At 34.0% G+C, this 21,300-nt stretch carries 19 protein-coding genes; 13 read left to right on the top strand and 6 right to left on the bottom strand.

The annotated features are described in order from the left end of the window. The 5 genes from BR72_RS23090 to BR72_RS23065 all read left to right on the top strand — a co-directional run. A partial coding sequence (locus BR72_RS23090) for a thiol-activated cytolysin C-terminal domain-containing protein (protein ID WP_331280393.1) occupies positions 1 to 341 on the top strand: 341 nt, incomplete at its 5' end. 778 nt (positions 342 to 1,119) lie between these two features. Next, the gene (locus tag BR72_RS23080) at positions 1,120 to 1,857 is read left to right on the top strand and encodes a YwaF family protein (protein WP_035437561.1); all 738 of its coding nucleotides are present in this window, start codon (positions 1,120 to 1,122) and stop codon (positions 1,855 to 1,857) included. Positions 1,858 to 2,073: 216 nt separating this feature from the next. Next, positions 2,074 to 2,574, top strand: a complete 501-nt coding sequence (locus tag BR72_RS23075) for a hypothetical protein (protein ID WP_035437560.1) — start codon at positions 2,074 to 2,076, stop codon at positions 2,572 to 2,574. Between the two features lie 97 nt (positions 2,575 to 2,671). Next, positions 2,672 to 3,130, top strand: a complete 459-nt coding sequence (locus BR72_RS23070; RefSeq protein WP_051957404.1) for a GNAT family N-acetyltransferase — start codon at positions 2,672 to 2,674, stop codon at positions 3,128 to 3,130. A 24-nt stretch (positions 3,131 to 3,154) separates the two neighbouring features. Further along, on the top strand, positions 3,155 to 3,661 hold the full coding sequence (locus BR72_RS23065) for a shikimate kinase (RefSeq protein ID WP_035437614.1): 507 nt from the start codon (positions 3,155 to 3,157) through the stop codon (positions 3,659 to 3,661). A 302-nt stretch (positions 3,662 to 3,963) separates the two neighbouring features. On the opposite strand, the gene BR72_RS23060 is transcribed toward BR72_RS23065, so the two are convergent. Then, positions 3,964 to 4,404 carry a YaiI/YqxD family protein gene (locus BR72_RS23060; RefSeq protein ID WP_035437558.1) on the bottom strand — a complete coding sequence of 147 codons (441 nt, stop codon included), beginning with the start codon at positions 4,402 to 4,404 and terminating at the stop codon, positions 3,964 to 3,966. Positions 4,405 to 4,776: 372 nt separating this feature from the next. Between BR72_RS23060 and BR72_RS23055 the strand changes: the two genes are divergently transcribed. Next, positions 4,777 to 5,559 carry a CPBP family intramembrane glutamic endopeptidase gene (locus BR72_RS23055; RefSeq protein ID WP_051957403.1) on the top strand — a complete coding sequence of 261 codons (783 nt, stop codon included), beginning with the start codon at positions 4,777 to 4,779 and terminating at the stop codon, positions 5,557 to 5,559. 264 nt (positions 5,560 to 5,823) lie between these two features. Then, entirely contained in the window at positions 5,824 to 5,967 is a 144-nt protein-coding gene (locus BR72_RS23050) for a hypothetical protein (protein ID WP_156107976.1), read from the top strand. 147 nt (positions 5,968 to 6,114) lie between these two features. Here the strand turns inward: BR72_RS23050 and BR72_RS23045 are convergent, their stop codons facing one another. Both BR72_RS23045 and bla read right to left on the bottom strand, forming a co-directional pair. After that, positions 6,115 to 7,503 (bottom strand): MFS transporter, encoded by a 1,389-nt coding sequence (locus BR72_RS23045; RefSeq protein WP_035437554.1) that lies wholly within the window; start codon positions 7,501 to 7,503, stop codon positions 6,115 to 6,117. 634 nt (positions 7,504 to 8,137) lie between these two features. Next, the gene (gene bla, locus BR72_RS23040) at positions 8,138 to 9,067 is read right to left on the bottom strand and encodes a class A beta-lactamase (protein ID WP_420482263.1); all 930 of its coding nucleotides are present in this window, start codon (positions 9,065 to 9,067) and stop codon (positions 8,138 to 8,140) included. 312 nt (positions 9,068 to 9,379) lie between these two features. Between bla and BR72_RS23035 the strand changes: the two genes are divergently transcribed. From BR72_RS23035 to BR72_RS23025, 3 genes are all read left to right on the top strand, one after another. Then, positions 9,380 to 11,152: a BlaR1 family beta-lactam sensor/signal transducer gene (locus BR72_RS23035; protein ID WP_035437612.1), complete on the top strand. Its 1,773-nt coding sequence runs from the start codon at positions 9,380 to 9,382 to the stop codon at positions 11,150 to 11,152. A gap of 20 nt (positions 11,153 to 11,172) precedes the next feature. After that, positions 11,173 to 11,553, top strand: coding sequence for a penicillinase repressor BlaI (blaI, locus tag BR72_RS23030; RefSeq protein ID WP_035437551.1), 381 nt, complete (start codon positions 11,173 to 11,175; stop codon positions 11,551 to 11,553). A 443-nt stretch (positions 11,554 to 11,996) separates the two neighbouring features. Next, complete coding sequence (locus BR72_RS23025) at positions 11,997 to 12,698, top strand: hypothetical protein (protein ID WP_035437549.1); 702 nt, start codon at positions 11,997 to 11,999, stop codon at positions 12,696 to 12,698. Between the two features lie 279 nt (positions 12,699 to 12,977). On the opposite strand, the gene BR72_RS23020 is transcribed toward BR72_RS23025, so the two are convergent. From BR72_RS23020 to dhaS, 3 genes are all read right to left on the bottom strand, one after another. Next, positions 12,978 to 14,327, bottom strand: coding sequence for an erythromycin esterase family protein (locus BR72_RS23020; protein WP_035437546.1), 1,350 nt, complete (start codon positions 14,325 to 14,327; stop codon positions 12,978 to 12,980). 360 nt (positions 14,328 to 14,687) lie between these two features. Further along, positions 14,688 to 15,686, bottom strand: coding sequence for a DhaKLM operon coactivator DhaQ (gene dhaQ, locus BR72_RS23015; RefSeq protein WP_035437545.1), 999 nt, complete (start codon positions 15,684 to 15,686; stop codon positions 14,688 to 14,690). 15 nt (positions 15,687 to 15,701) lie between these two features. After that, positions 15,702 to 16,271, bottom strand: a complete 570-nt coding sequence (gene dhaS, locus BR72_RS23010; RefSeq protein ID WP_035437543.1) for a dihydroxyacetone kinase transcriptional activator DhaS — start codon at positions 16,269 to 16,271, stop codon at positions 15,702 to 15,704. Positions 16,272 to 16,549: 278 nt separating this feature from the next. Here dhaS and dhaK point away from each other — a divergent pair, with 278 nt between their 5' ends. The 3 genes from dhaK to BR72_RS22995 all read left to right on the top strand — a co-directional run bounded on the left by dhaK (position 16,550) and on the right by BR72_RS22995 (position 21,229). Further along, complete coding sequence (gene dhaK / locus BR72_RS26055) at positions 16,550 to 18,307, top strand: dihydroxyacetone kinase subunit DhaK (RefSeq protein ID WP_035437541.1); 1,758 nt, start codon at positions 16,550 to 16,552, stop codon at positions 18,305 to 18,307. A 504-nt stretch (positions 18,308 to 18,811) separates the two neighbouring features. Beyond that, positions 18,812 to 20,464: a pyridoxal phosphate-dependent decarboxylase family protein gene (locus BR72_RS23000; RefSeq protein ID WP_035437540.1), complete on the top strand. Its 1,653-nt coding sequence runs from the start codon at positions 18,812 to 18,814 to the stop codon at positions 20,462 to 20,464. A 117-nt stretch (positions 20,465 to 20,581) separates the two neighbouring features. Continuing rightward, positions 20,582 to 21,229 carry a GNAT family N-acetyltransferase gene (locus BR72_RS22995; protein ID WP_035437539.1) on the top strand — a complete coding sequence of 216 codons (648 nt, stop codon included), beginning with the start codon at positions 20,582 to 20,584 and terminating at the stop codon, positions 21,227 to 21,229. Positions 21,230 to 21,300: the final 71 nt, after the last annotated feature.

Genomic DNA, 21,300 nt, shown 5'->3' with positions numbered 1-21,300 from the left:
CAGAATATTCTAGTGCGAAAATGACGCTTGATCATACTGGTGGATATGTTGCTCAATTTGATGTATCTTGGGATGAAGTCTCATATGATCAAAATGGAAAAGAAGTATTAACTCATAAAACTTGGGATGGAAACGGTAGAGACAGAACTGCCCATTTCAATACAGTGATCCCACTTCCAGCGAATGCGAAAAATGTAAAAGTTATGGCGAAAGAATGTACAGGTCTTGCATGGGAATGGTGGAGAACAATTATTAATGAACAAAATGTTCCATTAACAAATGAAATAAAAGTTTCAATTGGAGGAACAACATTATACCCAAATGCTAATATTAGTCATTAATTAAAAGTGAAGCGCCCTGTTTACAGGGCGCTTTTTTACTTAGTCGTAAGTATATCGGCGCTTTTACATTATTCATTTTTAATGCTATAAACAACATAACGTTGTAAATCCACATTTTCGGGACGCTACCCCTATTAAATTAGTATTAGACTAAAGTAGTGAACCACTCTTGTAGGAGGTGAATTATATTGAAGAATTTTATATTAGACTCTCTAGGCCCTTTTTTGTATCAATTAGTCTTCGAACCAATTATTTGTATTTCATTTGGATTAATAGGTTTTTATATTTTTAAAAAGGTATGGATCGCACCTGTAATAACAATGCTTTTTCAAATATCTATGTCATTTTATTTTATGGAAGTGGGAATTTCTTCGTGGTCCCTTATTTTCCCTTTCATTTCTTTTTTTATCGCTCTCTCTATCCACAAAACAAAGATATAGTTTATTTGGATTTGAGTCAATATTTTGGACACAAAAAGGTAAATCTAAACTATTTTTTATCAAAATAAGGTACTAAGAAGCTATATAGAAAAATAGAAACCAAGCAAAATGATAATACTACCTACTAAAAAAAGAAAGATATGAAACTAACTTTAATTAATTCCATAAAAAATATTAAAGTAACGTAGAGTAATGTCTATTAAATTTCAAAGCATAATCATAATATTTTAAAGTTAGTATAGCCATAAAAAAACAGTAAATTTGAGCTTTTGCAGAAAATAAATAAGTTGACGAGCCTTTCCTTTTTTACCATAATATTGTAGAGAGGAGGTGGGAGCATGGAAGCATATTTTCGAGCAGCTTCATTAGAACCGTTTGTCCCATACTCGAAACAACACGTTATTGTACTTCTTCTTATTGGTTTAGGAATTTATTTTCTATATCAATATCAGGATTTACTTCGCCAAGAGCAATGGAATATAATGGTTCGCTACACAATTGCTTTTTTGTTTATAGGCAGTGAAATTGGATTGGACATATGGCAGGTGAAGGCAGGGCTTTTTAAACTCAGTACATCATTGCCATTTGAGTTATGTACGGTTAGCTTATTTTTGGCATCCATTATGATTATAACGAAAAGTTATAAGCTATATGAAATTGTCTTTTTTACAGGAATTCTTGGGGCATCACAAGCCATTTTAACTCCAAACTTACAGTATGCATTTCCGCATTTTCGCTTCATAGAATATTTCATCGCACATGCATTACTCGTTTTGTCACCGCTCTTTATGACATGGGTGGAAGGGTATAGACCAACTTTTCAATCGATTAAACGTACGATGTTATTTTTAAATGCATTGCTACCAATTATTTTATTTGTAAACGGTAAAACAGGCGGGAACTATATGTTTTTAGCACATAAGCCAGAAACAGCTTCCTTACTTGATATGCTAGGTCCTTATCCTTACTATATTATTTCATTAGAAATTGTTGCGTTTATTGCATGCCTACTCTTGTATATACCGTTTAACAGAAATAGAAGAAGTATGAACAAAAAAATATTAAGAAATATTTGAGTGAGAGACCACACCCTGCTAGAAATTTAGCGGTGGTGTGGTTTTGTTATTCTATTTACTCTAAAGATTTTTGAATCGTTTTCTCTTGAAATACCATTCATGGTCAATGTGCAATTTCTCTCCTCTAGACGGAAAATAAAATCAATTGTAAGATAAGTGTGTATTTTACAAATGGGAATTTGATAAAGTATTCTGCTAGGTATGGGGGGAATAGACATGCAACTGGTTTTTCAAATTACATATCATCGTATGTACGACCACTATCGTCCGAAGCTACTTCAAGCAATTCATTGTTTACATACTGAAGAATTGTGGAAGCAGGAGATGAATTCAATCGGTGGAATTGTTCTACACATTTGTGAGCATATAAAAAGAAATACAGTTCGGTACTCGAATTCAAATATTAAGTTTGAAGAAGGGATTGAAGAGTACTTTCCTCATTTAGACATACCATCAACTGCGTTAGGTTCCATTATTGAAGAGACTTTTACGAATTGGAAAAGAGAGTTTGCGAAAGCTGTAAATAGTAAACAAAATGGAGAAATAGATATACATAGTCTCTTTCATCTTGTTGAACATACTGGCTATCATTTAGGACAAATTGTGGACCGCGTGAAACGAATAAAGAACACAAAATTTGATTTTTGTCAAAAGGGACTAAATGAAAGAAATTTGAAAACGATGATTGAAAATAATAGCGATTTGCTAGATTCATAAGTATTTCTTATTTATATGCTAAAGTTTTGACTAATTTTACCGAAATGAAAGATATTGTAAGATTGATTTAAGTATGAAATGAAAGGAAGCGATGCCAATGCTTACATTTCGTCGTGTCGATATCGAAAAGGATAAACAAACAATCATTCGATTTTTCACAGATACAGATGAGGAACTTGAGTTTCATGAGGGTGAATATATAAAGTATGCAAAGCAAAAACAATTGAATTTTCCAGAAGGATTTGTTCTCCTAGAACGTGATCAACAGGCAGTCGGAGAATTAGTGCTTCGGTATGATACGTATGAAGGAAGAGAGATTGGGTATGTCAGTTTTGTATATGTAATTCCTGAGGGGCGCGGGAAGGGATATAGTAACGAGCTGTTTCAATATGCTGAGGAGCAGTTTAAAAAACGGAATGTGACGGAATATCATCTTCGCGTTGCACAGTCCAATTTGCGCGCGATTAAGTTCTATGAAAAACAAGGATTTGAAAGATTGGGAGAAGAGCAGAATTCTTACAATCATCGCTGCTGGAGAATGGGGAAGAAGATGTAGATAGAAAATGGGGCGGTGATTGTGCTGAAATATAAACATCCTAATAAAATTCATATCATAGGTTCTGTCGGAAGCGGGAAAACAACTTTAGCAAGAACATTATCCTCGAAGTTACAGATTCCATATTATGAGCTCGACAATGTCGTTTGGAAAAGGTCTGAAAATGGAGACATAAGAAATACGCCTGAAGAAAGAGATAAGCTGCTGAATGATATTGTCAGTTCTAATACATGGATTGTTGAAGGGGCTCATCATACATGGGTATCTCAAAGTTTTCAACATGCAGATATCATCATTTTTTTAGATGTAGCTCTTTCAAAAAGGGTATATAGAATAACGAAGAGATACATTTTACAACTGCTTCGTCTTGAAAAGGCAAACTATAAGCCGAGTTTTAACATGTATTTGAAGATGTTTAAATGGACGAGAGATTTTGAAAGAAAGAATAAAGCGGAGATTTTGTATATGTTAGAGGAGCGTGGCGATAAGGTTGTTGTTGTGAGGGATAATAGGGAAGTTGATATAAGTTAAAAAAAGAGGTTTAAAACAAAGAGGTTTAAAACAAAGAGAGTGAGCAAGTACAGGTCATGTATTTAAGTTAACATTCTAAAATGATAATAAGGATAAAACAAAGAAGTAAAAAAGAGCTAGCGTCATGGTAACCCTTTTTTACTTCTTTTGGTTACGCCGCTATACCTTCGTTCTCATTATTTTAACATATTTCCAAAAGAATTCCCCTTCCTCAAGGAACGAGAAGGATAGAAGTGCACCCCAATTGTTAGACACAGTCTAACAATTGGGGTGCACTTCTAAGGTAGATAAGGAGGGGTTATTCACAGTGAAATTGCTTTTTTAAAAAGCTCCCTAAATTTCTCCCTATCTTCTGATGTAAATGGTTTTGGCCCCTTTGTACGCTTGCCACTTTTTCGAGCCATTGCACTTAAATAACGTGTTTGTAATAATTGGTCAATGTTTTCATTTGTATAGCTATACCCATTGTGGTGAAGAACCGTACACCCTTTTGCTAAACCTAGCGAAGCAAGACCATAATCTTGCGTAACGATTATATCTCCTTTTTCTGCTAACTTCATAATCCGATAATCCGCAGCATCTGCTCCAGAATCAACATAAATCTTTTCCACCCCTGATGGTTGTTCCGCATTAGAAAAATGAGAAAAGCTAGTAACAAGGATAACAGGAATTTTAGCATTCGTACCTTCAGAGATAATAATATCTTTTACCGGACAAGCATCTGCATCAACATAAATTTTCATCTTTATCACTCCCATAAATAAGTTCGAGTTGATAATAAAGGCAGATTTAGCTTTTGTCAAACGAAGATGCTTTACTTAAAATCATTAAAAAAACAGTTATTCTATTAAAGGGCGCTTTAAGTGAGAAAGGATAACAAAAATTATCAAACTTTATTCCAAGGCTACAACTTCCTAATCGAGGGACAATTCCGTAAGCTATCTCTTAATTCAGATGGGCTGTTCCTTTAAAGATGAAAGGAAAATAAAATATTTTAAATAGGCGTCTTGACCTGTGGGAACACCATAGTATATATTCCAATTATGTGGGATAAAATGTAAAATTGTTCTGTTGGCTTTATTTATTTTCTAATAAACTCAGTGGGGGGATATTGGTTGGAAAAAATAGTAAAGCGATATATTGTTTGGACATACGTAATATTTTATTGTTTTCTTCTACTAATTGGGATAACAATGAACGTTTTAAAAGCCCAAATACTAACTAACATATTGATAATTATATCAGCGTGGACTTCTACATTTGTTTTCATAGTTATGTTTCGTAAAATCAATCCAAAAGGTAATCTAAGGGAATATATAAAAAGTCAATTCAGGGAAAAAATAAAAATTTCAACGATATTATGGATTTTTCTACTTCAATTTTCTATTTTCCTAGGAAGTCTTTTATTTACAAGTATTGACCAGAACATACCAATAAAAGCTCAATTAGCTACTTCTTGGAGTACACTACTAGTGGCATTTGGTAATCATTTCATTCGAGGACCATTAGGAGAAGAACTGGGCTGGAGAGGGTATGTATTAAATGAATTGCAAAAAAAATTCAGCCCATTAAAATCAGCAATTATAGTTGGCGTGGTGTGGGGATTTTGGCATGCGCCGCTATGGTTTATATCTTCAGGATATACAGGAATACAATTGGTTCAATATATTATTTGTTTTTTAGTTTCTATTGTTTCTGTATCTATAATTATGACGGTATTTTATAACCTGAATCATAATCTAGTTATAACAATGATGATTCATCAATTTTTTAATTATTTTATGGCGATCCAAATTGGAGATAAACTACATACTTTTGTCATTACTACTATATTATATTTTATAGTTGCGGTAGCGCTAGTTTTGGTGAAATATAGAAAAACCTTTAATAAGTCGTAGCGGAGAACCATCATTTTTTTCAATATATTTAAGTAGATTTATAATGAAAAATAAAGATGATGTTGATCATAATGACTTAATCAAAGGAATTGAATATGGAGCAAAATAAAATAAATGAAGTGATCAATAACAATGTCCAATGGTTACATGATATGGCGAATATTTAGGTGATATTATCTGAATGGTTTGTATGTATTATAGTCTTTAAATAAGAAGATGTTTGAGATGAAGATAGATGATGTAGGGATAGGTAGGAGCTGTAAAATGAAAAAGAAAACAGATAATGAAAGTTTTGGTGCTAAGGTCATTGGGACGATGGGGTTGATATTTTGTATGATTATATCGATAGCTCTTTTTTGTGAATGCAGTTTATATATGAGTAAAAAAATTGCTGTGAATAAGAACTAGCTGCGATATATCAAATATGAAAGCAAATATTCGCTTTGTGCGTGTACAATCACAAGGGCTCGTGTAATCAATCGGATTATATAAATAATAAAAAAAGAACCCTAAGATCTTAAATCTTAGAGTTCTAACTTTAAAGGGTCTATAAATCTATTTTGTCGCTTTTCTTCCTACTAATACCCAGTACAGAGATAAACTGAATAGAGTAACTAGTACAAGAATGAATAGAATATTACTAAACATAGAAGCGTCCACATTGTTTATAATTCCAAGGAAATTTTTCTTTATTGCGGAATTGTCCATCATTGCTGCTGTGTAAGCAATTCCGATTGACATCGCAACATTTAGTGTTAAATTATAAAATCCGATTGCTGTTCCTGTTTTTTCTTTATCGATTGTACAAATGCAAGAGTCAAGTAATGGTGCATACATGAATGCAAATGAACTAGAGAAAAGAACCATTGATATTACGAATACAACAACAGAAGTTTTAATAAAGAATCCGCCTAATAGTAAGCTGAGCATAATGCTGCACATAGCAAGTGTAATACATTGTTTGCTTCCCATAACCTTCGCAACTTTTCCAGAAAGAGCTCCGACGATAGTCGCTGCTATATAGCCTGGAATCAATAATAGTGAAATTGTATCTAGCTGTAAACCATAGATCTTTTCAAGTAAGAATGGGAATAGGAAAATATATGCTAACTGCACAGAGTAAATGATAAACGCAACGCCAAGCAATGAGATAAACTGCTTATTTTGGAAGAATGAGATTCCGATAAAAGCTTTTGAGTTCTTACTAATATAAGTAAGGAACAAGGCAATTGCAACAATAAACAAGATTAGGTAAAGCCAATTGAAATCTGTAATATATAGTAGTAGGGACGCTGAAATGGCTCCAACTAGAAATAATCCTAATATATCTACATGACTGTTTTCCGTTTCTTCCTTAGGAAGATATTTCAAAATAAAAGGAAGAGTGAAAAGTGTTACTAAAGAAATTAAAAATAAAGTTGTCCAATGGAAATATGTTGAAACATAACCTCCAGTTAATGCACCGATAAGCTGTGAAAGAGCAAAACTACTTGTACTTAATCCTAAAAATTTCTTTTGTTCATCTGCAGGTAAATGCTTTGTGACAAAGATTACATATAACGTTTCAGCTGATGCTAAACCGGCAGTTTGAATAATTCGTGAGATAACAACTAGTAAAAACGAATGCTGAAAAATATATCCCATGACTGAACCAACGCAGATTAAAAGAATACCAGCGGTAAAAAGTTTTCTAAAACTAATAGAATCCGCTAAAGCTGCGTAAACGACTGCTCCAATTCCGATTACAAGACCAGCTAATGTTGCTTGCCAGCTAACTGTTGTCGCTGAAATGTTAAAATCCTTTGCCATATCAACAGAAATAATCTTAAACGAGTTGTCAATTATTAAACATAGTAGAAATAACAGTAAAGTAACAGGTACTGCTTTCTTAGCACTATATTCTTGAGTTTTCTTCATGCTTGAATTTGCACTTATTGTAGACATAGTGATATTTCTCTCCTTTTGTAATTCAGGAAATGGTCTTCCTGAGTCATGATTGTTTAACTATCAATTGATCAGATGGCTTTCGTAATTTTTACGCCATTTGTTTCCTATGAGGGATTTCCTTGTGCACAGTTGTATCCACTTTTGTGTCTTCCTTTTTATGATGTTTAAAGGAAGCGTTTGCATGTATGACTGAAATAATCATGCGTGATAACTATTTAAACTATCGTATAGTTGTCTAAAGACTTGTATACATATAAAGAGTGGAAAGGATACCATACTTCTTGTGATGTTTACAAAAAAGTATAGGCATGAATAACGAAAAACATCTTATAGTTGATTCCGCTTTCATGATTATGCAAAATAACTCTTTGTGATATACGTTATTGTATAGTTGTCTAAAAACTTGTATACATCTTAACAATGAAAAGGATACCATACCTTTTTGTTGCTCACAAGTCATCTTTTCTTTTGGAATTTGTCTGTTTTGTTACAAAAAGAGAAAGGTTGTATATTTGAAGAGTTTGTAATAATTGAAGTAAAAAAGAGTTAGCATGACGCTAGCTCTTTTTGTACTTCTTTGTTTTATCCTTTAGATAACATTGGATTAATAAATGGGGAAACTGGGATATTATTACTTGAGAGCGTTAATTGTAATCGTGGCAGTCTGCGCGATCAGTTCATTATCATAGGTAGCATCCTTTGTATCACGACTGGACAGAATTGCAATGATAATGGGTTTTCTATTCGGTGGCCAAACGATTGCAATATCATTTCGTGTTCCGTAGCTTCCGGCTCCTGATTTATCAGCGACTTCCCAGTCTTTTGGTAATCCAGCGCGGATAAGTTTGTCTCCTGTAGCGTTTCTACGCATCCAATCTGTAAGAATTTTACGTTTGTCAGCTGGGAGTACATTTCCAACTGTGAAAGCCTTAAGATCGGTAGCAAGTGCTTTAGCTGTACTTGTATCACGGATGTCACCAGGAATAGCTTCGTTTAAATCTGTCTCAAAGCGATCTGCCTGGGTAACTCCATCACCAATCTGTTTGAGCGCTTTTTCAAATCCTTTAGGCCCGTCTAGTTCCTTAAATAAAAAGTTCCCTGCGGTATTATCACTGTAACGAACGGCAGCTTCTGCAATCTCTCCAAGTGTCATACCGGTATCTACATATTTCTCTGTAATGGGTGAATATTCAACTAAATCATCTTTTGTATAAGTGATAACTTCGTTTAATTTGTCAATTGGATTTTGCAGTAGCACTGCTCCTGCAGCTAAAGCCTTATATGTTGATGCGAAAGCAAACCGTTCATTTTGTTTATAAGAAACTGTTCGATTTGTACCGGTATCAATAGCATAGACACCTAGTCGAGCGTCGAACTTTTTCTCAAGTTGAGCGAACTCCTGATGAGTCGCATGATTTGTATGTTTGGTTTGCTTTGTTTTTTCTTTTGCTTCCACTTGCAATGGTTCACCTGTAAAGAGTTTTACACTTGCAAGACTTAAACTTAGTATGCCAACACACATCCCTATTTTTAGCATCCTTGTACTTTTCAAAATGATCATTCCTTTCACACTTTTAATACTTAAAACAAATGTTAAATTAGATACAATGTATACAATTTGAACACCGGTTTTTACTATTACATGTAAAACCTCCTAATTATTTGATTAGACTCTTATGTACGAATTGAAAGAACAACCTTATTCAAGGAGTTTCAAAAGATTACATTTGTAGTCTGATTACATCTGTAGTACAATATTACAGATGTAATCAAGTAAAGTCAACTCTTTATTTTTCATCATCAAGCTACTATAAATATGCTATATACCTGTTTTTAAAAATTAAAAAATCCAAGAGAGTTGGTGTTGAGAGACATGTTTTTAACTCATTTTATAATTGGCCTATTGGTGTCTTCATTTTCCGTTGTTGTTATTCTACTTACACGAAAATGGTTTGGAAGACAACTAACAGCAAAATGGCACTATCATTTGTGGATGTTTCTTTTTATCGCTTTAGCACTTCCATTCATACCTACTCATTTATATAATTTTAGTTCTCTCTTTAGCGGTGGGAATACATATCAGACTAATGCGCTCAGCCCTAATACAGAAATAACTGGAACTAATATGATGCAGGGTCTACACCTGATACAAGACTTTTCTGTATCTGTCAATCGGCCGGATCTGTCCTTACTTAATATGGGAGTGATGGGATTATGGATGTCAGGGGTGCTATTGTATACTTTTACTATAGTTCGTGGATGGATTACACTTAGAAGGATAAAGAATTATTCTTCTACGTTTTCCAATCAAGAAGTTCTCGTGCTTTTCGAAGAATGCAAGAAAAGACTACAGATTAAAAAATCAATAAAGATTGTTATTTCGAAAAAAGTCCAATCTCCAATGATATTCGGACTTTTTCAAACATATATCGTCTTACCTTCTCAGCATGAAAACTGGCTCAACTTGAAACATTACGAGTATATCTTTTTTCATGAACTGAATCACTATAAAAATAAGGATCTGCTGACAAATTACGTGATATTGTTCTATCAAATCGTTTATTGGTTTAATCCCCTTGTCTGGCTTGCTTTTAGAGAAATGAGATTAGATCGGGAAATCGCATGTGATACATCTGTTTTACATTTACTAGATGATAATTCATTTAGTGAATATGGAAATACAATCATTAATTTTTTAGATCTTTCGAAACGGTCAAGTAAGCTACAGTTAGTAACACAAATAAACGGTTCGAAGAGTCAAATCAAAAAACGAATTGAACAAATTGCTGCCTATAAGCCTGGAGCAAAGAAATCAATAAGAAAAAGCGTCTTTATTTATGTGTTGGCCAGTATCATTTTGACAGTCCAATTACCTGTCATTTCTGCATTTGCGACGGAGAACGACCGATACTATTTTAATAATGACGGAACAGTTTATGAGGATTTACATCAATTCTTTAAAGGGTATGAAGGAAGTTTTGTTTTATATGATCAGAGTGCAAAACAATATCGCATTTATAATGAAGAGAAAAGTGCGTTGCGGGTATCACCTGATTCCACATACAAAATCTATAGTGCCTTATTTGCACTAGAATCAAATGTGATATCACCCGAAGAATCCACCCTTTCATGGGATGGGACGGAGCAACCCTATGACGCTTGGAATATGGATCAGGATGTCTCATCTGCTTTACAAAAATCTGTAAACTGGTATTTCCAAGAACTAGATCGTAGAACAGGAATTGAAACAATACAATCTAATCTACAAGATATAAACTATGGAAACTCCAATGTATCTGGGGGGGTAGGTGAATTCTGGCACGAATCCTCATTAAAAATTTCTCCAGTCGAGCAAGTGCAACTGCTGCAAGCCTTTTATTATAATCAATTGGGATATAAGGAAGTGAATATCCAAGCTGTGAAAGAAGCACTATTCTTAGAAAAGAATGAAGAAGCTCGCCTATCAGGAAAAACGGGTACAGGAACAGTGAATGGAAAAAACATCAATGGTTGGTTTATCGGGTATGTAGAGACGAAGAACAATACTTATTTCTTTGCTACCAATATACAAAATGAAGATGATGTATCTGGAAGCAAGGCTATAGAAATTACTTTATCAATTTTAAAGGATTTAGGAATCTATTAAAGAAAATGGAGGGGATAAATATGGAGAAAAACATCCCTAGTATATCAGAATCAGAATGGGAAATCATGAACGTGCTTTGGGATAAAGCTCCTCAAACAGCGAATGACATCATACTTTCCTTACAGGAGAGTACTGATTGGAAACCGAAAACCATACGTACTCTTCTCGATCGGTTAGTTCAAAAAGATGTAGTAGGTGTCAATAAAAATCTAAGAGTTTACACCTTTTACCCGCTCTATACACAGGAAGAGTTCCAGCGTGCCGAGACCAAATCATTTATTAAGCGTATCTATGGAGGTACCCTGAAATCCATGCTTGCCCAATTCATTCAGGAAGATACCCTATCTGATGATGAAATCAATGAACTACGCTTTATTTTAGATAGGAAACCTAAAAAGTAATAATATTAAAAAAGGCGATTTGGAATTTTTTTAAATCGCTTTTTTCGGTCGAAATCGAAATAGTGGGGGACATATTACTCATGTAATTATCATTTCTACTCAGATTAAAAAGAATCACTTTCTTCCCGTCCGTTAGTCATAATGAACGAAACGACCCCATGCTCATTCCACCCCCATACGATAAAATGAGCTTTTTGGTTACAAGTTAGCACAAAATTTCGTTCTGGGGGCATTATGAGATCTTAACTTGATGGGCATGGACTGTTACTGCTTCTTTATTTGCAGGGTTTACTACATGGTCGGATAAAAAATCTTTAGGAAAGGTAGCAGTTACTATAGAGCGGATTTATTCATACTCATTGATAGGAATAGAAACGTCTTATATATTTTCTTATTGTTATTATATTTAAATAATACATAAAGATGAAAAAAGGGGTAAAGCCATGGATTATAACGCATTTCTTAAGCAAGTAATTAATGGAGATTGGAAGTCAACTCAAAAGGGTTTTATTGTTTATACTCCTGAAAAAACCATTGAATATTTTGAAGATATATCAAATGAAAAGGATATATTTTTAGCGGATTTTAAGTATGTTGAAGATTTATTTTTTGAAGCATGTTCTAATGTCATAGAAAAATTTTCTCGTTCCGAAAATAATAAAGATGTATTTGTACTCGCATTGTACGTTGATACTGAGGGCGGCTATTTTGGTATATCAATAAATACAGAACCGGAATACCGAAAGATAATTGATAAGTGGTATCCTGATGAATCAGAAGAAGAGCTTAATAACTTATATGGAGTTCGGTACCATGATTCAGCATTTCCGTTTACCTTTTTCAGTGAATTAATCACTCCGCAATTAGAAGAAATCACAAACGCATACTATTGTATAAATACGGAGCATCCAATACTTGATGTTCAAAGAAAGATAGCATTTCGTAAATCCTTTTTTGAAGAACATCTAATATTAATAGGAATCAACGTGATGAATAGACTTAAAAATATATTTTCATTGTTGGATACAACAGAAGATTTTTTTGCTTATGTAACCTTGCATGATGTCAATGCTGAACTTTCCGAATTGTTGATCAAAAAAACAGTTCCAAATTTATTGTTCGAGCAGCTATTTTCCAAAAAATAAATGAAATGAATACAAAAGTCATTGAGGGATGTTCATCCTACGAAGGAATAAATCAAATCCTTTTTATAATTATTTTTTGAGGTGAAGAGAAAAGGAATAGTTCTAACTAGTTTGTATGATACATGAGACTCTTAGGCACCTATATAAAGTGTCTTTCCTTGTTCACATTCAGCAGAATACGTATAACCTAATCGTTTCATAAAATTAAAGAATAATATATTTCTTAAGGAACTATAAAACAAAAAGCGCACCATTTATTGCATTGGCGCGCTTTTTGTTTTACTTAATTCGTGAAGGGCTAATATGCTCTAGCCATAGAATCCCATCATATTGTTGGTTAGGAATCATGACTTCATCTAGACATCCCCAATACTGTCCGATAATAGGCATATACATCCAAGAGGTTTCAGGACGATTTTCCTCACCTTTTAAATTTACAAATACTTGCGGATGTTGTGCAGCCTTCAAAATTTCTTCGACACTATTTGTTTGATGTTTTTCTATTACAGAATAAGGCGTCTTATTATCCGTATCTAAACTACTACCACTATATGCATATAAACCGACTGTGTACATTTGATTTTTCAAATACTGTGGTATCATATCCATCATATTTGGGAATGGGCGTTCGGTTGCGGCTTGAATCATTTTAGAATTTTGTTTTCTAATATGATAATTGTGTCCCCACACAATTATTTTTTTATTCTTAAATTGCATCTCGCTTAACCATGCTAAATTCTGTGCCATCCGTTGATCTCGAGTGTAAAATGAGTAATCATCTGGATATTTTTCACGTGGAATTTTCTTCTGCTCTTTCACATCGCTTGGCATATATGTTTTAAGCGCATCGATTCGAATCTTGATTGATTTTTCTAGAAGATTTACATCATAGGATGTTTTAGGTGCTACTTGTTGCAATTCATTTTTATGTTGTTGGATAAACTCTTTTATGTTTTCATATTTGTCTAAAAGGGGTGCCTGCATTGCTTGAAATTCCTTATAAGAAGAGACAGAACGGTATTTTACGATTTCTTTTTCTGCTTCTACAAGTAATTTACCTACTTCAGGATCCAATTTCCCAATCCATTCATTTGCATATGTTGCAAATGTAGCAGTATTGACATTCCAAGGTATTTGTATATCAAATCCTGTTAAAATAAGAGGTGTTCCTTTTTCTTTTTGTTCTTTTATGTATTGAAATAATTCTTCCACATCTTCTGTAAACCACGGGTTATAAATAGCTTTCTTCATGGCTTGTTCAGCTGTTAAATCATCTATATTTTGATACACAGCATTCGCTTCCGCAAAGTTTGATTCAAATGCAATCACATCATAACCCATTTCTTCATGCAAATACTTAATGATACGAACCTTTGATTGATTCATTTCTGTTGAACCATGAGTAGACTCACCTAGTGAAACAATCCGTTTGCCCTGTAAGATTTGTTTCAAAAATGATAAATCTTCATTCGAGCTAGCAGTTGGTTCTTGTAATTTAACTGCATGTTCGCGAACCCAACTCTGCCATTTTTGTTGATCTGCAGGCATTTCTTCAGCAGATGCTACTGTCGAAAATGTTGTTAGCGCAAATAAAGTAGTTATGAATCCTTTTTTCCATTTTGAAAACACACATACCCCTCCTGATTTTTTATAACCTTTATTACATAAATCTAATTATCTATCATTCATTTGAAAAAATAGGAATAATTAGATTTATATATTTATACTAGAGGATAGGGTTTATAAAAATCAAGAAAAAGGTGATAATTGAGTTAAGTCATAAAATTCTGTAAATTTAAAAAGAACCGTTAGAGTAGAGTTCTAGGAAATATTCTGCATGGTTACTACAAGTATATGGCGTTATTAAGATTTGAGTTAGATAGGATTTAAAGAAAGACGGCTGCTATTTAATTTGTTGAAGTAATCAATATGTTTACGAAACACACAAAGCCTCAAGTGTGTTCATACATTCACACCTGAGGCTATTAGCTACCAGTTAGCCACTTCAACATTTGTCTTTAGCCACTTTTCCCAAAGGGGGTCCTCTATTTTCAGTAAACTTAATGACGTGCCTTGCATGTCTAAAGATGTTAGATGGGTTCCGACTTTGACAAATCGAATATCTAATCTTTCAAGTTCACATAAACGACGAATGTCATTGGCGAAGATATACTGTTCCATTAATGGGGTAGCACCTAAGCCATTAATTAGAATGGCAAACCTGTCTCCTTGTTTCCAGCGGTAAATGCTTTTGAGTTTGTTCATAAGCTCGATTGCCAATTTTTCAGAAGAAAATAATGCCTCTTTACGGTATCCTTTTTCTCCGTGGATGCCGACTCCATAAAAAACTTCATTGTCTTGCAAGGTAAAAGAAACTTTGCCTTGGATAGGATTGGTTGCTGGAGAGAGGGCGACTCCTAATGTATGCAGATTATGAATAACAGAGTGACCAACGTCTGTTAATTGTTGTAATGAATAGTTTTCAAGAGCTGCTGCTCCGAGTATTTTATGAACAAAAATCGTTCCAGCTACTCCTCGCCTTCTTTTATTAAAAGAAGCATCATCTTCAATGGAAACATCGTCATTTACAATTACATGATCAACAAGTCTTCCTTCCTCTTTTGCCAAAGCTTCAGCAGTTAAGAAGTTTTCTACGTCAGCTTTAAAGTTTTTAATGATTAAGAGGACACTCTTATCCTTAGGAACAGAGCGGATTGCTGCTAATATTTGTTCTGGTGTAGGAGGAGTGAAGATTTCTCCATTGACTGCTACTGAAAGCATTCCTTCACCTACATAACCAATATCAGCTGGTTCATGCCCGCTGCCGCCGCCGCTTATGATTACAACGTTTTGTCCAATTTCGGAAAGATCTTTCTGATAAATAATGTTATGTTTTGCGTTGTAACATATTTTATCGTTATGTTCAAAATAAAAACCATGTAACATATCCTGAACAATATTTTGAACATCATTCATGATTTTTTTCATTGTTTTTCCACCTTATCATTTGTTTGCTGATTGCTGGAGTAAAAGTACTAATTGATTGTTTATCATATTTTTCATCATAGAAGACATGATAGATGGATCTACAGCGCAGTGGTTTTCAATCCAGTCTTTTATCGTCCCAACAAATCCATGACTATAAAAAGAGGCCAGTGTATCTTTTTTCACTTCAGAAATAGCTAAATTACAGCCAACTAATAGCTCATCGATAATTTTGATGTATAAGTTTTTCGTATGTTCAAATAGATAGTAATTAAATGAGTTTTGCTCGATTACTTTAAATGCATTTTGGTAGAAGTGTTGATTTTGGTGAAAGTAATCAAATAATAAGTCGAAAATATTTTCCCATTTTTCATAATCAAGAAAGTCTATAATATTTTCCTTCGTTTCTTCTTTATAAATCCAACCTAACAGTTCAAATTTATCTTTAAAGTGATAATAAAAAGTTTGCCTGCGCATCTGACAAATTACCATAATATCACTCACAGATATTTTATGAAAAGGTTCTGTTTCCATTAATTGTTTTAGCGAGTTGGCTATAATTTTTTTGGAAATAATAGAAGAGGTCATTTGAATCCTTTCTACAACTTTATTCTTTTCTAATAATTAACATCCTATCTATAAATAAATAGGGATGTCTTTAGACAAATCGTAAATTCTGTCCGTTTATTGTAAAACGCTTTCATTTTAATATAGTTAGTAATAATACGCTTTCAAATATATCATAATTCAGAAGGGAATGTACCGTGGCAGCAATACTCTATGAATAAAGAAATCTATGAAAGTGTGTATACGAATAAGATAAACAATTTAAGAAAATAGCAAAATGTATAGAGGAGGAGTAATAAGTGAAAAAAATTATAAATAAACCTGAAACTCTCGTTATGGAGATGTGCAATGGAATGGTTATGGCTCATCCGGAGCTGGAATTGTTGAAAAAGTATAAGGTAATGAAGAAAAAAGAAATGGACGAAAATAAAGTAACGTTAATTAGCGGTGGCGGTAGTGGACATGAACCGGCACATGCGGGTTTAGTTGGGAAAGGGATGCTGGATGCTGCAGTCTGCGGGGATGTGTTTGCTTCACCTTCACAAATACAGGTATATCAAGCGATTAAGGCAACAGCTAGCAAAAAAGGTACGCTGCTCATTATTAAGAATTACAGTGGAGATATCATGAACTTTAAAAATGGAGCTCACTTAGCTACTGAGGATGGCATTCAAGTAGAATATGTCCGCGTAGATGATGATATTGCCGTAGAAGATAGTCTGTATACAGTAGGACGCCGCGGTGTTGCAGGGGTTGTATTCGTACATAAAATAGCCGGTGCAGCCGCAGAAGAAGGTATGGACTTGCTGCAGGTTAAAGCTGTGGCGGAAAAAGCAGCGGCAAATGTTCGCACAATTGGCCTAGCGCTAACATCCTGTACAGTTCCTGCTAGTGGATCACCTACTTTCAAATTGGGTGAAGATGAGATGGAATATGGCGTTGGTATTCATGGAGAGCCGGGCAGAAAACGGGAAAAAATGGCGACTGCAGACGAGTTGGCTTTACGCATGACAAATGACCTTGTGAAGGATTTACAGTTAGATGGTAATGAGGGTGCTGAAATTGCTGTTTTAGTAAACGGATTTGGTGGTACACCGCTTCAAGAACTTTATTTATTTAACAATGCGATTACTAGGGAGTTAAGCGGCAGAAATATACGGATAAATAGAACGTTTGTCGGTAATTACATGACTAGTATTGATATGGCCGGAATTTCTCTAACAGTAATGAAGCTGGATGATGAGCTGAAAACGTTGCTATCGAAAGAATGTAATACACCTGCATTTAAGGTAGACGGGCCAGTTGAGAGTGTAGAATACGTTGCTGTTGAGGAGAAAGAGGAAGAGAAACCAGTTTTCTTTGAGACGGAAACAGCGGAAGAACATGCGATCATCAAGAATGAGGTCATCACATTAGATAACATGGTTTATCTTGTAGATAAAATGAGCGAAGTCATTATCAAGAATGAAGTGCCTTTCTGTGAATTGGATACCCATGCAGGTGATGGCGATTTCGGAATGAGCGTCGCGAAAGGATTCAAGCAATTAAAACGAGAATGGAGTTCGATTTTGAATCAAGAACGTTTACATATAGGGAAATTCCTAGATGCATGTTCTATGGTTATTATGGAACATTGCGGCGGAGCATCTGGTCCAATTTGGGGCGGAGCTTTCCGAGCTGCAGCTAAGGCTGTAGAAAACAAAGAGGAATTAACAGTTAAAGATTTTGCTGACATGTTGCAAGCTTCACTTATCGGTATTCAGTCTATTGGAGAGCGATCTTTCGGAAGAGGGGCAGAAATAGGTGATAAAACGCTTGTGGATGCACTTGCGCCTTGTGTAAATTCTTGGTCAGAAAGTGCGATAACTGGCGTGGACGTTAAGACTGCTTTTGAAAAAGGGGCAGCGGCTGCCGTTAAAGGAGCGGAATATACGAAAGAAATCGTTGCTCGAATGGGCCGCGCTGGAACAGTTGGTGAAAGAAGCTTAGGTTATCCAGATGCAGGAGCCTACGCTCTAGGGGTTATATTTACAGAGCTCTCTCGTAGTTTAAAATAATAGCACTACTTTAGAAACGTTATCTTTTCTAGATATGACTAGGAAAGATAACGTTTTTTATGTTAGGGGGTCCCCATATAGTAAAAAATATATGAATAGGTGCCTATATCACTTCACGATAATCCTTTATAAAATGAACTCCCGCTCCATGATTAACAACCAACAAAGGGAGCTATCTCCAAATTTATTAACATAAAAAAACATATATGTTTGTTAATTTAGAATTTATTGTTAATTATTTATCAATTTCAAAAATACATATTCTTACATAATATACAAATATATACCTTTACTTTAATTTCCAAGGGAAATATAATTTTCTATGTAATTACATTTTTATGGGATTTTATCGTAAAAATTGGAAAAAGGGTAGGGGAAACAGAGTTAAACAGTCGGTGTTTGTTAATTTATTAACTTTGTTAAGTTTTTTATTCTCCTGTAAGTAATTTAAGTATTTTCATATAAAGAAATTGAAAATAGATATCTATAAGGAGATGAACACATATGAAAGATATTTTAGAATTATTCCCAAGTGCTGATGGTAATCCAAAAACACAAGAGCTATTTTTGGAATCGATAAAAAGAATAGTTAGCAATCTTGGTCATTTAAAAAATGAAAATCGAGCAACCTTAGGAAATATTGAGGAAAAATCAGTAGAATATTACAATGAATTAATTTGTAGCAGTCATATACCAGAAACGGGTATTGGTATCCCTAATGTTATTGAAGAGCTAAACCAATTTATGAACGGACACCCTTATCCGAATAAATATTATTTATCTAATGCTGTACCTCTTCCGAGCATTCCATCATTACTAGGTACATTGACCATGACACTATTAAATGGTAATGGCGTTTGGGATGTATATGGTCCTGCAGCAGCAGAAGCAGAAGTAAAAGTTGTGTCTATGCTCTCGAAATTGATTGGTTATGATCCAAATAATAGTGGTGGTTATACAACATGGGGGGGACAAGGCTGCGTATTTTCAAGTTTACGCTTAGCTATTTCAAAAAGCTTTCCACAAGCAAAAGAACAAGGTGTTCCTCGAAATGTATATTGCTTTGCTTCTGAGAATGCACATTATAGTTTATTGAAATCGGCGGAGGCAACAGGAATTGGTACAAATAATTTAATTAAAGTAAAAGCTGATCCTTATACAAATTCTATAGACATAGAAGATTTAGAGAAAAAGATCATAGAAGTTATCGACAAAGGAGGCATCCCTCTTTATATTCTAGCAACTATGGGTACAACAGATACATTTGCGATTGATAATATAAAGAAAATTAAAGAGGTTGCTGAATTAATAGAAGATCAATACAAATTAAACCCTATTTACATTCACGCTGATTCTGCAATGGGCGGTTTCTATAGTTTCTTTAATCATTATGACTTTGAACAGAATCCACTATTGTTTGAACCTTTCGTAAGAGATGCCTTGCAACAAATACAAGAACAAATGCAATACATGTATCTTGCTGATAGTGTATGTTTTGATTTTCATAAATTGGGTCAAACCCCTTATGCTACAAGTATTTGGATTGTTAAAAATCATAATGATTTGCGCATTATGGATATAGAACAAAATGACACCCCTTATCTTGGTAACAGATCATATGGTAGTTATCATACAGGCTATACATTAGAATGCTCACGGTCTGGAAATGCTATTCCAATGTACGTGAATTTACTAGCATTTGGCGTGGAAGGATATCAAAAATTATTAGCAAATTATGTTCGAGTAAATCTTTTATTTAGAAAAAAATTAAGAACAGCTTTACCTCAAGTAGCCGTAACGAATGATTACACGTATGGTCCAATTACGACATTTCGTTTCTATATGCATGGCGATGGTGAAGAGAATTGGAATGAAGAAAGAACAGGAAAATCAACGCAAGAAACTATAGAGGAAACAAACAAATTAAATATTGAAATATTTAATCACCTAGGAAAAAATCGAGATCAGATCTTTTTAGGCGATACAACTCGTTCTTGTGTAGTTAACGTTATAAATGGAAGTGAACGCTATCCAATTTCAACTATTAAGTTTTTCTCTATATCCCCATATACAACAGTTGAATGTTTAGATGAGATTGTGGCATTTATTAAAAAACATGTTCTTATTGTAACGAATAATATCTATGCTTGTGTTTAATAAATTCATATATTATTGATTTAATATTCAAGGTTTAGTTCATTTTTCATTAAGAAATATCACTAATATCTTTATAAACATACCTAATTTAATTGTCTATGAAAAGAGGAATAATAGATGAACATAGAAATACTAGGAACTCAACATATTAAAGATGCAGCTACCTTAATTGCACAATCTTTCGTAAATGGTGAACCCCTTGTGAGTGGTTTGCAAATTCCTTTCGCTTCTTTTAATAAAATGTGTGAAGAAATGGTAAGTCAAGCCGTTTCTCAATCTATGTCATTTGTAGCAATGGAAAATTTCCAAATGATAGGCGTTCTCTTAGTAAGAAAAGCCAATCAACCACTTATAGATAAAGAAAAAGCAAACGAAATATGTCCTCAAATGGGCTCTATTTTTCAACTATTAGATACATTAGAAGTAAACTCAATAGAATTCTCCCATCTACATAAAGAAAATTTAGTTTACCTAGATATGGGAGCTTGTCACCCAGATTGGATGGGGAACGGCGTAGTCACTGATCTTCTTTCACATGCAATGCAAGAAATAGCTCTAAAACGAAATTTTGATATAGTTGCTGCTTGTACAAATAAAATTTCTCAACAAGTTCTCAAAAAACGATATAAACCTGTTCAGATTAACGAAATTGTATATAGTGACTTTCTTTATCAAGGTATGTATCCATTTTCACACATAACATCTTCTTTAACAGCTCAGTTGTTATATATACCTCAATCACAATTAGTAATTAAGGCTATTTAAAATATATAGAGGCCAACACATATTGAAAGATTTGGGTGTGAATGCCACTGTTTAATAAAATGGAACAAAAA

Origin of the sequence: Bacillus sp. UNC322MFChir4.1, from assembly GCF_000746135.1 — a bacterium.
In the GTDB taxonomy this organism is placed as follows: Bacteria; Bacillota; Bacilli; order Bacillales; family Bacillaceae_G; genus Bacillus_A.
The sequence above is the reverse complement of the archived record's forward strand: the minus strand, read 5'-3'. Positions and strand labels throughout refer to the sequence as shown.